This window comes from Streptomyces sp. NPDC003038, assembly GCF_040611115.1.
Classification (GTDB): Bacteria; Actinomycetota; Actinomycetes; order Streptomycetales; family Streptomycetaceae; genus Streptomyces.
This window is the reverse complement of the sequence record NZ_JBEXNN010000062.1, coordinates 1-13917: the sequence shown is the minus strand read 5'-3', so window position 1 is coordinate 13917 and position 13917 is coordinate 1. Positions and strand designations below refer to the sequence as shown.

At 71.3% G+C, this 13917-nt stretch carries 12 protein-coding genes and 1 pseudogene; 8 read left to right on the top strand and 5 right to left on the bottom strand.

Translation table 11 applies throughout. From position 1 onward, the window contains the following. Positions 1-120: 120 nt before the first annotated feature. The gene (locus ABZX75_RS33150; RefSeq protein WP_355417600.1) at positions 121-1557 is read right to left on the bottom strand and encodes a cytosine permease; all 1437 of its coding nucleotides are present in this window, start codon (positions 1555-1557) and stop codon (positions 121-123) included. A 158-nt stretch (positions 1558-1715) separates the two neighbouring features. Here ABZX75_RS33150 and ureA point away from each other — a divergent pair, with 158 nt between their 5' ends. The 6 genes from ureA (at position 1716) to ABZX75_RS33120 (ending at position 9603) form a co-directional block, all read left to right on the top strand. Next, a complete protein-coding gene (gene ureA / locus ABZX75_RS33145) occupies positions 1716-2672 on the top strand; it encodes an urease subunit gamma (RefSeq protein WP_355417597.1) in 957 nt (318 codons plus the stop codon). Then, entirely contained in the window at positions 2669-4402 is a 1734-nt protein-coding gene (locus tag ABZX75_RS33140) for an urease subunit alpha (RefSeq protein ID WP_355417594.1), read from the top strand. The genes ureA and ABZX75_RS33140 overlap by 4 nt, the downstream gene beginning before the upstream one ends. A gap of 161 nt (positions 4403-4563) precedes the next feature. Next, entirely contained in the window at positions 4564-5598 is a 1035-nt protein-coding gene (locus ABZX75_RS33135) for an agmatine deiminase family protein (RefSeq protein WP_355417591.1), read from the top strand. A gap of 35 nt (positions 5599-5633) precedes the next feature. Next, positions 5634-6251, top strand: a complete 618-nt coding sequence (locus ABZX75_RS33130) for a TetR/AcrR family transcriptional regulator (protein ID WP_355417588.1) — start codon at positions 5634-5636, stop codon at positions 6249-6251. 326 nt (positions 6252-6577) lie between these two features. Then, positions 6578-8182: a citramalate synthase gene (gene cimA, locus ABZX75_RS33125; RefSeq protein WP_355417585.1), complete on the top strand. Its 1605-nt coding sequence runs from the start codon at positions 6578-6580 to the stop codon at positions 8180-8182. A gap of 80 nt (positions 8183-8262) precedes the next feature. Beyond that, a complete protein-coding gene (locus ABZX75_RS33120) occupies positions 8263-9603 on the top strand; it encodes a hypothetical protein (RefSeq protein WP_355417582.1) in 1341 nt (446 codons plus the stop codon). Positions 9604-9645: 42 nt separating this feature from the next. Here the strand turns inward: ABZX75_RS33120 and ABZX75_RS33115 are convergent, their stop codons facing one another. Next, positions 9646-10269: a YceI family protein gene (locus tag ABZX75_RS33115; RefSeq protein WP_355417579.1), complete on the bottom strand. Its 624-nt coding sequence runs from the start codon at positions 10267-10269 to the stop codon at positions 9646-9648. A 254-nt stretch (positions 10270-10523) separates the two neighbouring features. Here ABZX75_RS33115 and ABZX75_RS33110 point away from each other — a divergent pair, with 254 nt between their 5' ends. Together ABZX75_RS33110 and ABZX75_RS33105 are read left to right on the top strand one after the other, a co-directional pair. After that, on the top strand, positions 10524-12107 hold the full coding sequence (locus ABZX75_RS33110) for an acyl-CoA carboxylase subunit beta (protein WP_355417576.1): 1584 nt from the start codon (positions 10524-10526) through the stop codon (positions 12105-12107). Positions 12108-12129: 22 nt separating this feature from the next. Next, complete coding sequence (locus tag ABZX75_RS33105) at positions 12130-12330, top strand: acyl-CoA carboxylase subunit epsilon (protein ID WP_355417573.1); 201 nt, start codon at positions 12130-12132, stop codon at positions 12328-12330. A 179-nt stretch (positions 12331-12509) separates the two neighbouring features. Here ABZX75_RS33105 and ABZX75_RS33100 read toward each other — a convergent pair whose 3' ends face one another. The 3 genes and pseudogenes from ABZX75_RS33100 to ABZX75_RS33090 all read right to left on the bottom strand — a co-directional run. Beyond that, positions 12510-13091 (bottom strand): ATP/GTP-binding protein, encoded by a 582-nt coding sequence (locus ABZX75_RS33100; RefSeq protein ID WP_037792108.1) that lies wholly within the window; start codon positions 13089-13091, stop codon positions 12510-12512. Continuing rightward, positions 13072-13638 carry a DUF742 domain-containing protein gene (locus tag ABZX75_RS33095; RefSeq protein WP_355417570.1) on the bottom strand — a complete coding sequence of 189 codons (567 nt, stop codon included), beginning with the start codon at positions 13636-13638 and terminating at the stop codon, positions 13072-13074. Before ABZX75_RS33095 ends, ABZX75_RS33100 begins: the two co-directional genes overlap by 20 nt. 93 nt (positions 13639-13731) lie before the next feature. Continuing rightward, a pseudogene (locus tag ABZX75_RS33090) lies at positions 13732-13917 on the bottom strand (roadblock/LC7 domain-containing protein); the annotation flags it as partial.

The following is a 13917-nucleotide window of genomic DNA, read 5'->3' as shown; positions in this document are numbered from 1 at the left end:
CCCCGGCGGGTAGCCCCCCCCCCCCGTCCCCCCCCCCGCGTTCCCCTGCCCATTACGTCCGAAGGCCCGCGCCCCGAATCCGGGGCGCGGGCCTTCGTACGTACGGGGCCGCGAGGAGCCTTACGCGGCCGCGGGCTCCTCGGCGGCGGCCACGGGGGAGGGGACCGGGGACGGGGCGGGGGCGGTGCGGGCGGTCAGCGCCGCGTAGACCAGCCCGCCGGCCAGGCCGGAGAGGACGAAGGAGCAGTCCACGCCGCCGGTGAGGGCGAGCAGCGGGCCCGCGTAGAAGGGCGTGGACACGGCAAACAGGCCGACCCCGGCGCCGATCACCCAGGAGGCGGTGGCGGCCGGGTTCCAGCCGCGGCGGTACCAGTAGATCCCGCCCACCGAGCGGCGGTTGAAGACCTGGAGGGCGTCGGCGTCGTACTGTCCGCGGCAGCGCACGTAGCCGATGAGGGTGATCACGGCCCACGGGGTGCCGATCGCGGTCAGCAGCAGGACGAAGGAGGTCATCGCGGACTGCACGTCCCACGAGAAGGAGCCGAAGAAGACGAAGGCGGTGGCGACGGCCGCGGCGATCACGGTGGCGCTGGTGCGCGTCGCCTTCGGGACGATCGCGTCGAGGTCCAGGCCCATCGAGTAGAGCATCAGGCCGGCGTTGCCCACCGAGCCGGCCGCGGCGGCGGCGAGCAGCGGCACCAGGTACCAGAACGGCGCCGCCTCGACCAGCGGGCCGGCGTAGTCGGCGCCGGCCCGGGCGGCGAGCGCGGTGTAGGTGCCGAACAGCTGCGGGATCAGCAGGCCGAGGAGCAGGCCGAGACCGGTGGCCGCGAGCACCTTGCGGGAGCTGTGCTTGCGGGGGGAGACGTAGCGGGTGTAGTCGCCGAGCAGCGTGATGAAGGCGACGGGGCCGCTGAGGCCGGCGGCGACGGCGGCCAGGAGCCAGGTCGGCCAGAAGGAGCCGAGCAGGTACGCCGTGTCCGGCGGGGCGGCGGTGGTGAAGTCCCCGGAGTAGGCGAAGACGCCGACGGCCAGCAGAACCACCATGCCGACGGAGAGGATCTTGCTCATGCGCAGCAGCAGCCGGTAGCCGAAGACGGCCGCGACGACGGTGGCGGCGGCCAGGACCCCGTACATCACGGCCCGCGAGACACCCGTGTCCGGCAGCCCGGTGAGCCGGGAGAGGGTGGCGACCATCACGTCGCCGCCGATCCACAGCGTCAGCGCGGTGTAGCCGAGGGAGAGCAGCAGGCCGACCACCGAGCCGACGAGGCGGCCCCGGACGCCGAACTGGGCGCCGCTGGAGGTGGAGAGATTGGTCGCGGTACGCAGGGAAACCAGCGCGAGCGGCGCGGTGAAGGCGATACCGACGAGGGTGCCGACCACGATGGCGGTGACCGAGGGCCACAGGCCCAGTCCGAAGGACGGGGGCAGCCAGCCGAAGACGATGACGCCGAGACAGAGGTTGGAGCCGAGCAGGATCGAGATCAGGTCACGGGGACCGCTCGTCCGCTCCTCTTCCGGGATGGTGTCGACTCCGCGCTGTTCGATGGGCATGGGGGGACTCCCTTGGCAGGGCGGCGGGGGTGCAGAGCTAATCTTTGAGCGACACTCAATGTGACCTAAGCCCTGGTCTCCGGTCAATGATTCCGTGCAAGGAAATGAAGAGTTAGAGTGATGCTCTAACCCATCGACTCAAAAGGTGGTGGATCGGCGTGCGGCTGACCCCTACGGAGCGCGACCGGCTGTTGCTGCGCAGCGCTGCGGAACTGGCCAGGGCCCGGCGGGCCCGTGGCCTGAAACTCAACGTCCCGGAGGCCACCGCGCTGATCGCGGACACGGTCTGCGAGGCCGCGCGCGACGGCAGGCGACTGGCGGAGGCCATCGAGGAGGCCCGCGGCGTACTGGGCCCCGGCGACGTCCTGCCCGGCGTGGCCGACGTGGTCACCGAGGTACACGTGGAGGCCGTCTTCGACGACGGATCCCGCCTCGCCGTGGTCTCGTCCCCCATTCAGGGCGCCGTGTCGCTGGGTGACGACGCCCCGGGTGCGGTCGTGCCCGGCCCCGGCGTCCCCCAGCCGGAACCGGTCCTCCACCTGCACGTGCGCAACACCGCCGCCGTGCCCGTGAGCGTCACCTCCCACTTCCACTTCTTCGAGGCCAACCCGCGCCTGGACTTCGACCGCGCCGCGGCCTACGGGATGCGACTGTGCGTGCCGGCGGGCTCGTCCGTACGGTTCGACCCGCACGGCGAGGGCGAGGTCGGGCTGGTCCCCATCGGCGGCGACCGCATCGCGATCGGCTTCGCGGGGCTGGTCGACGGCCCGCTGGACGCCCCCGGAGCCAAGGAGGAGGCCCTGCGCCGCGCGGCCGCCTGCGGCTACCTCGGCGCCTCACCGGACCCGGCCTCGGCGGACCCCGGCGCCACAGACCCGGCCTCGGCAGACCCCGGCGCCCCAGACCCGGCCTCGGCGGACCCGGGCTCCGTAGACCCGGGCCCCGCAGGCCCGGGCTCCGTAGCCCCCGCACCCCACACCACGGCCGCCGCGGCCGTCACCGGTCCGGATGCCGAGGCACCGGGTACCGGCACCCCCGCCGCAGATGCCCCCGGTACCGGATCGCCGGCCGCCGGGGCCGAGCGCACCGACCGCCCCGGAGGAACCACCGCATGAGCCGCCAGACCCCGCACAGCGACCACTGCGCGCCGGGCAGCCGGCACATCGACCCGCACGAGTACGCCTCCGTCTTCGGCCCCCGCGCCGGGGACCGGGTACGGCTCGGCGACTCCGGGCTCACCGTCCGCGTCGAGTCCGACGCGCAGAAGCCCGGCGACGAGTTCCTGGCCGGCTTCGGCAAGACCGCCCGCGACGGCCTGCACCTGAAGGCCGCCGCCGTCCGCGAGACCTGCGACGTCGTCATCAGCAACGTGCTGGTCATCGACGCCGTCCTCGGCATCCGGAAGGTCTCCATCGGCATCCGCGAGGGGCGGATCCACGCGATCGGCCGGGCCGGCAACCCCGACACCCTCGACGGCGTCGACGTCGTCGTGGGGACCGGCACCAGCATCGTCTCGGGCGAAGGCCTGATCGCCACCGCCGGCGCCGTGGACACCCACGTCCACCTGCTCTCCCCGCGCATCATGGAGGCCTCGCTCGCCGCGGGCGTCACCACGATCATCGGCCAGGAGTTCGGCCCGGTCTGGGGCGTCGGCGTCAACTCGCCGTGGGCGCTGAAGCACGCCTTCAACGCCTTCGACGCCTGGCCCGTCAACATCGGCTTCCTCGCCCGAGGCTCCTCCTCGGACGCCGCCCCGCTCGTCGAGGCCCTCGCCGAAGGCGGCGCCTCGGGCTTCAAGGTCCACGAGGACATGGGCGCGCACACCCGCGCCCTGGACACCGCCCTGCGGGTGGCCGAGGAGTACGACGTACAGGTCGCCCTGCACAGCGACGGCCTCAACGAGTGCCTCTCCGTGGAGGACACCCTCCGCGTCCTGGACGGCCGCACCATCCACGCCTTCCACATCGAGGGCTGCGGCGGCGGCCACGTCCCCAACGTGCTCAAGATGGCGGGTGTGCCGAACGTCATCGGCTCCTCCACCAACCCCACCCTGCCCTTCGGCCGGGACGCGGTCGCCGAGCACTACGGCATGATCGTCTCCGTCCACGACCTCAAGCCGGACCTCCCGGGCGACGCCGCCATGGCCCGCGACCGGATCCGCGCGGGCACCATGGGCGCCGAAGACGTGCTGCACGACCTGGGTGCGATCGGCATCACCTCCTCCGACGCCCAGGGCATGGGCCGCGCGGGCGAGACCATCCGCCGCACCTTCGCCATGGCCGCCAAGATGAAGGGCGAGCTGGGCCCGCTGGCGGGCGACGGCGAGGGCGACGACAACGCCCGCGTCCTGCGCTACATGGCCAAGCTGACCATCAACCCGGCGATCGCCCACGGGCTGGCGCACGAGATCGGCTCCATCGAGGTCGGCAAGCTCGCCGACATCGTGCTGTGGCGCCCCCAGTTCTTCGGCGCCAAGCCGCAGCTCGTCCTCAAGTCGGGCTTCCCGGCGTACGGGGTCACCGGCGACCCCAACGCCGCCACCGACACCTGCGAACCGCTCGTCCTGGGCCCGCAGTTCGGCTCGTACGGCGCCACCGCGGCCGACATCTCCGTCGCCTTCGTCTCGGCCGCCGCCGCTGCCCTCGGCAGCGACGAGATGCCGACGCGCCGACGCCGCGTCGCCGTACGCGGCACCCGCGGGATCGGCCCCAAGGAGCTGCTCCTCAACTCCCGGGTGGGCGCGGTCGATGTGGACGCGCGCAGCGGACTCGTCTCCCTCGACGGGGAACCGCTGCGCTCGGAAGCCGCCGAATCGGTCACCCTCAACCGCCTGTACTTCCTTTAGGACAGAGCCTTCAGGACGGCACAGCCTTCAGGACGGCACAGCCTTCAGGACGGCACGGCCTCCAAGACCGGACAGCCTCCAAGACCGCCGCGCTTCCAAGAACCGCACAGCTCCCAGACCGCACAGCTTCTCAGCCAGCACCGCCTCTAAGGACGTCTGCCATGACCAAGCCCGCCGCCGACGGATTCTCCATGCCCCCCGAGTGGGCTCCCCACGAGCGCACCTGGATGGCCTGGCCCAGCCCCAACCCGACCTTCACCAACGACCAGGAGCTCGCCGAGGCCCGCGAGGCCTGGGGGGCCGTCGCCCGCGCGGTCCGCGCGTACGAGCCCGTGACCCTCGTGGTCTCGCCCGGCGACGCGGACAGCGCCCGCGCCATCGTCGGCGACGAGGTGGAGCTGGTCGAGCAGGAGCTCGACGACGCCTGGATGCGGGACATCGGCCCCACCTTCGTCACCGACGGCGCCGGCGCTCTGGCGGCCGTGGACTGGACCTTCAACGGCTGGGGCGCCCAGGAGTGGGCGCGCTGGGACCACGACTCGAAGATCGCCCGTCATGTCTCGGACGTCGTCGGCTCGGCCACCTACAGCACCCCGCTGGTCAACGAGGGCGGCGCCATCCACGTCGACGGCGAGGGCACCGTGCTCCTCACCGACACCGTGCAGCTGGGCGAGGGCCGAAACCCCGGCTGGACCCGCCAGCAGGTAGAGGCCGAGATCCACGCCCACCTCGGCACCACCAAGGCGATCTGGCTGCCCTACGGTCTGGCCGGCGACTACGGCACCTACGGCACGCAGGGCCACGTCGACATCGTCGCCGCCTTCGCCCGCCCCGGTGTCGTCATGGTGCACACCCAGCCCGACCCGGCCCACCCGGACCACGAGCGCTGCAAGACCATCGCCGCCATCCTGCGCGCGTCCACCGACGCGCGGGGCCGTCGGCTGGAGGTCGTGGAGATCCCGGCGCCGACCGTGCTGGAGGAGGACGGGGAGTGGGTGGACTACTCGTACATCAACCACTACCTGTGCAACGGCGGCGTGGTGCTGTGCTCCTTCGACGACCCTCGTGACGAGGAGGCCGCGGAGATCTTCCGCGGACTGTTCCCCGAGCGGACCGTGACCCTCGTCGACGCACGTACGATTTTCGCCGGGGGCGGCGGCATTCACTGCATCACCCAACAGCAGCCGAAGGTCTGACCGGACCGACGGCGGACCGAGAAGGAGTGGGGACCATGGCGGAGGGCGGCGTACGCGCGGCGCGGAAGAACGCGCCGCCGCGCGAGGACGTACTCGTCGCCGCCATGGCCACGATCGCCGAGCGCGGCCTCGAAGGCCTCACCATGGCCGGCCTGGGCCGGCAGGTCGGCATGAGCAGCGGCCACCTCCTCTACTACTTCGGCAGCAAGGACGAGCTCCTGCTGCAGACCCTGGAGTGGAGCGAGGCGGCGCTCGGCGACCAGCGCCGGGCCCTGCTCTCCCGGCGCGGCCCCGTACGCGAACGGCTCCGGGCATACGTCGACCTGTACGTGCCCGAGGGCGCCCGGGACCCGCACTGGACGCTGTGGCTGGAGGTCTGGAACCGCTCGCAGAACGCCGGCCCCGACGAGCGCGACCGGCAGGCGGCCATCGAGGGCGCCTGGCACCGCGACCTGGTGGCGCTGCTCGCGGAGGGCATCTCGCGCGGGGAGTTCCACGCCGTGGACGCCGACCGCGTCGCGGCCCGCATCCGGGCCCTGCTCGACGGATTCAGCATCCAGCTGGCCGTGGGTCTCCCGACGCTGGACCGGGCGGCCATCCTGGAACACGTCCGGGAGTTCCTGGAGGACACCCTCACCCTGCCGCCCGCCTGACCCACCGCGCACCGGACCCGCGGGGGCGGGTGCCCGCATGCTGAGATCCGTGTCCGCGCGCCGCAGGCGGTATGGCAGACTGCGGGCATGCTTGCTCAGCCCATGATTATCGGCAGCAGCGCGCCGGTCCGCACTGACCGCTGAACCGTGGAAGAACTTCGCGGCAGCGGGCATCGTGCCCCCGACCCGCGCGCAGACCTCTCGCACCCGCGAGAGGTCTTTTCGTTTCCCGGCCACACTCCTGCCGGGACCGGACGGCGCGCGATGATGGGGGGCAGTGGATCCCGGGTATCCGGAGCCACTCATCCGACAGGAGTCAGATCAGCATGACGACGACAGAGGTCCTCGACGACAGCTTCCATGTCTTCGACACGACGCTGCGCGACGGCGCCCAGCGCGAAGGCATCAACCTCACGGTCGCCGACAAGCTGACGATCGCCCGGCACCTGGACGACTTCGGAGTCGGATTCATCGAGGGGGGATGGCCCGGCGCCAACCCCCGTGACACGGAGTTCTTCGCCCGCGCCCGCACCGAGATCGACTTCAAGCACGCCAAGCTGGTCGCCTTCGGCGCGACCCGGCGGGCGGGCGGCTCGGCCGCCGAGGACCCGCAGGTGCGGGCCCTGCTGGAGTCCGGCGCACCGGTGATCACGCTCGTCGCCAAGTCCCACGACCGCCATGTCGAACTCGCGCTGCGCACCACGCTCGAAGAGAACCTGGAGATGGTCCGGGACACCGTCTCCCACCTCGTCTCCCAGGGCCGCCGCGTCTTCGTCGACTGCGAGCACTTCTTCGACGGCTACCGCGCCAACCCGGAGTACGCGAAGTCCGTCGTCCGCACCGCCCACGAGGCCGGCGCCGATGTCGTCATCCTCTGCGACACCAACGGGGGCATGCTGCCCGCCCAGGTGACGGCCACCGTCGCGACCGTCCTCGCCGACACCGGAGCGCGCCTGGGCATCCACGCCCAGGACGACACCGGCTGCGCCGTCGCCAACACGCTGGCCGCCGTCGACGCGGGCGCCACGCACGTCCAGTGCACCGCGAACGGCTACGGCGAGCGCGTCGGCAACGCCAACCTCTTCCCCGTCGTCGCCGCACTGGAGATCAAGTACGGCCGCAAGGTGCTCCCCGAGGGCGCGCTCGCCGAGATGACCCGCATCTCGCACGCCATCGCCGAGGTCGTCAACCTCACGCCCTCGACGCACCAGCCGTACGTCGGCGTCTCCGCCTTCGCGCACAAGGCCGGCCTGCACGCCTCGGCGATCAAGGTCGACCCGGACCTGTACCAGCACATCGACCCCGAGCGGGTCGGCAACACCATGCGGATGCTGGTCTCCGACATGGCCGGCCGCGCCTCCATCGAGCTCAAGGGCAAGGAGCTCGGCGTCGAGCTCGGCGGGGACCGCGCGCTGGTCTCGCGGGTCGTGGAGCGCGTCAAGGAGCGGGAGCTCTCGGGCTACACGTACGAGGCCGCCGACGCCTCCTTCGAGCTGCTGCTCCGCGCCGAGGTCGAGGGCCGCGCCCGCCGGTACTTCCGTACGGAGTCCTGGCGCGCGATCGTCGAGGACCGCCCGGACGGCACCCACGCCAACGAGGCCACGGTCAAGCTGTGGGCGAAGGGCGAGCGGATCGTCGCGACGTCCGAGGGCAACGGACCGGTCAACGCGCTGGACCGGGCCCTGCGGGTCGGGTTGGAGCGCTTCTACCCGCAGCTGGCCAAGTTCGAGCTGGTCGACTACAAGGTCCGCATCCTGGAGGGCAAGCACGGCACGGAGTCCACGACACGCGTGCTGATCTCCACGACGGACGGCGTGCGCGAATGGTCCACGGTCGGCGTGGCCCCGAACGTGATCGCGGCGTCCTGGCAGGCTTTGGAGGATGCCTACACCTACGGTCTCCTCCACGCCGGCGTGGAACCGGCCGAGTAGCCGGGTCCGCCGAGGGGCGCCCCAGGGTTTTATGTCCTGCTCGCACAGGAAAGTGCCGGTTTTCGGGTAGCGTCGTGAGTATGAGGACCAGGCTGATATCCGTACTGTCCGGTCTGCTGCTCGGCCTGTCGGCTACCGCCCTCGTGGGCGCCCCCCAGGCAACGGCCGCCACCGGACCGGCTGCCGTGGCGGAGGCCTTCAAGGAAGGCCCCGTCTACGTCGATCCGCGCGCCGAGGCGCAGCTGCCGGAGGATCAGGCGGAGGCGCTCGCGCAGAAGATCAAGGATGCCGGGAAGCCCGTGTTCGTCGCGGTGCTGCCGGCCACCGCCGAGTTCCCCGCCGAGAACGTGCTGAGCGCCGTCCGGGCCCAGACCGGCATCACCGGGCTCTACGCGATCCGGCTCGGTGACGGCTTCGACGCCCGGGCCGACCGGGCGGTCATGCCGCCCGACGCCGTACGCAACCTCGCCGACGCCGTGAAGACCGGCGGCCCCGTGGACGCGGGCACGCAGCTCAACAACTTCGTGGACCAGGCGCTGACCCAGGCCAGGGGCGGCGCCCCCGCCTCCTGGGGCAGCGCCGACACCGGCAGCGGCGCCCCGGTCGGCGGGCTGATCACGCTCGGCGTGGTGGCCGCGGTCGGCGGCGGTGGCGCGTACGCGCTGGTCCGCCACAGCCGCAAGAAGAAGGAAGAAGTCCGGCGCGAGGCGATCGCGCGCCTCGGCGTGGTCGTCGACGAGGACATCACGGCCTTCGGCGAAGAACTGGAGCGCCTCGACTTCCACCCCGGCGAGCCAGGCGCGGACGATGCCATGCGCAAGGACTACGAGCGGGGGCTCGACGCGTACGAGAGGGCCAAGCAGATCATGGCCTCGGTCGAGCGCCCCGAAGAGGTCAAGGGCGTGACCCAGACCCTGGAGGACGGCCGGTACGCCCTGGCCTGCCTCGACGCGCGCCGTCAGGGGAAGCCGCTGCCCGAGCGCCGTGCGCCCTGCTTCTTCGACCCGCGGCACGGGCCGAGTACCGAGGACGCCACCTGGTCCCCGCCGGGCGGCGCGGCCCGTACGGTCCCGGTCTGCGCGGCGGACGCCGTACGGCTGCGCGACGGCCTGGACCCCGCGGTCCGCCAGGTCGACACCGAGCAGGGGCCACGGCCGTACTACGACGCCGGCCCGGCGTACGGCCCCTGGGCCGGCGGCTACTTCGGCGGCGGCATCCTGCCCGGCCTGCTCATGGGCACGATGCTCGGTTCGATGATGTCCACTCCCGCCTACGCCTCCGACTTCGGCGGGGGCGCGGGCAGCGGCTTTGAGGGCGGGGACGTCTCCGGAGCCGACTTCAACCCGTCCGATTTCGGCGGCGGGGACTTCGGCGGCGGCGGGGACTTCGGTGGTGGCTTCGACGGCGGGGGCGGCTTCTAGGACCGTCCCGGCCGCCGCCCCCCGGGTTCGCGGGAGCGCCGGTCAGCCCTGCTTGATGGCAGAGATGTCGAAGGTCAGCTTCACCTTGTCGCTGACCATCACACCGCCGGCCTCCAGGGCGGCGTTCCACGTCAGGCCCCAGTCGGAGCGCAGGATCTCGGCGGCGCCCTCGAAGCCGACGCGCTCGTTGCCGTAGACGTCGGTGGCGGAGCCGTTGAACTCCAGATCGATGGAGAGCGGACGGGTGACGTCCTTGATCGTGAGCTCGCCGGTGACGCGGTACCGGTCGCCGCCGAGCTGACGGGCCCCGGTGGACCGGAAGGTCATCAGGGGGAAGGCCTCGGCGTCGAAGAAGTCGGCGCTGCGCAGGTGGCCGTCGCGGTCGGCGATACCGGTGTCGACGGAGGCGATCTTCACGTCGATGGCGGCGGTGGAGCGCGCCGGGTCGGCGCCGTCCAGGTGGAGGGTGCCCTCGTGCTCGGCGAAGGTGCCGCGGACGTTGGTGACCATGGCGTGGCGGACGGTGAAGCCGATGCTGCTGTGGGCCGCGTCGATGACGTAGTCGCCCGTGAGGGCGGCAAGGGCCGGGTCCACGTCGAGCGTGGCGACGGCGGCGGAGCCCTGCTGGACGGGGGTGGTCTGGCTGCGGCGGGTGAAGAGACCCATGGCTTCCTCCTCGGTAGTCCAAGCTAGTGTCTGTTGAAAGTTCAACAATACTGACGCTAGACCCCTTCCGTTCAAATTTCAACATCTCGGCGATGTGTCGCGGTGTTTTGTGAGATGTCCACAAGTGACAAAGGCACCCTCTGGCAGAGTCCCTGCATCCCCCGACGCTTCTGTACGGGCCGGACAGCGGATGACTTCCGAGACTGTGTGGAACCAACGGAGGTTTTTCACCCCGCGCTTCGTAAGGTCGGTACATGACCGTTGTGGACCAGACTCCGAGCGAGCCGACGGACGCCCGTGGGCGCGTGGCCGAGCTGCACTCTCTGCGCGAGCAGGCGCGGCGCGGCCCCAGTGACCGGGCGACCGAGACCCAGCACGCCAAGGGCAAGCTGACCGCCCGCGAGCGGATCGCGTTGCTGCTCGACGAGGGTTCCTTCAAGGAGGTCGAGCAGCTGCGCCGGCACCGGGCGACGGGCTTCGGCCTGGAGGGCAAGAAGCCCTACACCGACGGTGTCATCACCGGCTGGGGCACGGTCGAGGGCCGCACGGTCTTCGTCTACGCGCACGACTTCCGCATCTTCGGCGGCGCACTGGGCGAGGCCCACGCGACGAAGATCCACAAGATCATGGACATGGCCATCGCGGCCGGTGCCCCGCTGGTCTCCCTGAACGACGGCGCCGGCGCCCGTATCCAGGAGGGCGTGTCCGCCCTCGCCGGCTACGGCGGCATCTTCCAGCGCAACACCAAGGCCTCGGGTGTCATCCCGCAGATCTCGGTCATGCTCGGCCCCTGCGCCGGCGGCGCCGCGTACTCCCCGGCGCTGACGGACTTCGTCTTCATGGTCCGAGAGACCTCGCAGATGTTCATCACCGGGCCGGACGTGGTCCGCGCGGTGACCGGCGAGGAGATCACCCAGAACGGTCTGGGCGGTGCGGACGTGCACGCCGAGACTTCGGGCGTGGCGCACTTCGCGTACGACGACGAGGAGACCTGCATCTCCGAGGTCCGCTACCTCATCTCGATGCTGCCCTCCAACAACCGCGAGAACCCGCCCGTCCACGAGACGAGCGACCCGGCGAACCGCCGCTCCGAGGTCCTGCTGGACCTGGTGCCCGCCGACGGCAACCGCCCGTACGACATGCACAAGGTCATCGAGGAACTCGTCGACGAGGGCGACTTCCTGGAGATCCACGAGCGCTGGGCCCGCAACATCGTCTGCGCGCTGGCCCGGATGGACGGCCAGGTCGTCGGCATCGTCGCCAACCAGCCCGCCCACCTCGCCGGTGTCCTGGACATCCACGCCTCCGAGAAGGCCGCGCGCTTCGTCCAGCTCTGCGACGCCTTCAACATCCCGATCATCACGCTGCTGGACGTCCCCGGGTTCCTGCCGGGCGTCGACCAGGAGCACGGCGGCATCATCCGCCACGGCGCCAAGCTGCTGTACGCGTACTGCAACGCCACCGTCCCGCGGATCTCGCTGATCCTGCGCAAGGCGTACGGCGGCGCGTACATCGTCATGGACTCCCAGTCCATCGGCGCCGACCTCACCTACGCCTGGCCCACCAACGAGATCGCCGTGATGGGCGCCGAGGGCGCCGCCAACGTCATCTTCCGCAAGCAGATCGCGGACGCCGAGGACCCCGAGGCCATGCGCGTCCGCATGGTCAAGGAATACAAGGCCGAACTGATGCACCCGTACTACGCGGCCGAGCGCGGCCTCGTCGACGACGTCATCGACCCCGCCGAGACCCGCGAGGTACTCGTCAGCGCCCTGGCGATGCTCCGCAACAAGCACGCCGATCTGCCGTCCCGCAAGCACGGCAACCCGCCGCAGTAGAGCGAAGGAGACCTGCCACCAGATGAGCCGCACCGACACCCTGCTGCGCGTCGAGAAGGGCAACGCCGAGCCCGAGGAGCTGGCCGCGATCACCGCGATCCTGCTCGCCCGCGCCGCCGCCGCCCCCGAGGCCGCCCCGACCCACCGCATGGGCTCCCAGGCCCGCTGGCGCCGTCTGGAGCGCACCCCGGGCTTCCGCGCCCCGCACAGCTGGCAGGGCTGATTCCCCGAGCGTCCGAAGGCCCCGCACCCGTCCAGGGTGCGGGGCCTTTGTCATGCGTCATGCACCATGCGCCCGCCCGGGCGGCACACGCCGTACGCCGCCTGCTCCGCGTACGCCGGCCGCACACGCCGAAGGCCCCCGCGTCCCAGGACGCGAGGGCCTTCCGGAAGCAGGGTCCGCTACCGCAGACGCGCCATGAGGGCGTGCTCGACGAGCGTGATGAGCGCGCTCTTGGCGTCCGCGCGGTGGCGGGCGTCGGTGGTGATGATCGGGGCGTCCGGGCCGATCTGCAGGGCCTCGCGGACTTCCTCCGGGGTGTAAGGCTGGTGCCCGTCGAAGCCGTTGAGGGCGATGACGAAGGGCAGGCCGCTGTTCTCGAAGTAGTCGACGGCGGGGAAGCAGTCGGCGAGGCGGCGCGTGTCCACGAGCACGACGGCGCCGATGGCGCCGCGGACCAGGTCGTCCCACATGAACCAGAAGCGGTCCTGGCCCGGAGTACCGAAGAGGTACAGGATCAGGTCCTGGTCGAGGGTGATGCGGCCGAAGTCCATGGCGACGGTCGTCGTCGTCTTGTCCCCGGTGTGGGTGAGGTCGTCGATTCCGGCGGAGGCGCTGGTCATGACGGCTTCGGTGCGCAGCGGATTGATCTCGGAGACCGCGCCGACGAACGTGGTCTTGCCCACGCCGAAGCCGCCCGCCACCACGATCTTCGCGGAGGTGGTGGAGCGAGCCGCTCCGCCGTTAGAGCTTGCGAAGTCCACTGAGCACCCTTTCGAGCAGTGTCACATCTGGCTGGCCGCCGGCAGACTCGTCGCCGCCGGGCTGATGAATGGCGACAAGGCCCGCCTCCGCCAAGTCGGCGACGAGGATTCGGGCGACACCAAGAGGAATGGAGAGAAGTGCCGAGATCTCCGCGACGGATTTGATCTCCTGGCACAGGCGGCAGATGCGCTGGTGCTCGGGCAACTGCCCTTGCAATCGCGCGGGATCGGCCGTGGTACTGACCAGCGCCTCGATGGCGAGCTGGTAACGCGGCCGCGTACGGCCGCCGGTCATCGCGTACGGACGCACCAGCGGGTTGTGCGCCTTCGGTGCCTGCGGCGCCCGCACAGCACGCGGAGGCGGCTGCGGGGGCATCTGCTGGGGCTGCTGCGGCTGCTGGGGCTGGCCGTACGGCTGCTGCTGGTAGGGGTTGTGCTCCGGCACGGGCCGGCTGGGAGCAGAGGGGAAGTTGAAGCGGTTCTGGTCGTGCCCACCCTGCGGCTGCTGCTGCGCGCCGCCATAAGGATGTCCTCCGGGTGTTGTCACGTTTCCTCCTCCGACTCCAAGTACGCAGTACTCCCTGTGGAACCGCGCCACCGCACCCTATGGTGCGATGGCGCGAAACGCACTGCCTGTCTGCTAGTTGAGCAGGCTTCCCTGCAGTTCCGCGCGGAGGTCCGGGGTGAGGACGCTGCCGGCGCGGTCCACGAGGAGGGCCATCTCGTAGCCTACGAGGCCGATGTCGCATTCGGGGTGCGCGAGTACCGCGAGGGAGGATCCGTCGGAGACGGACATGAGGAAGAGGAATCCCCGGTCCATCTCGAC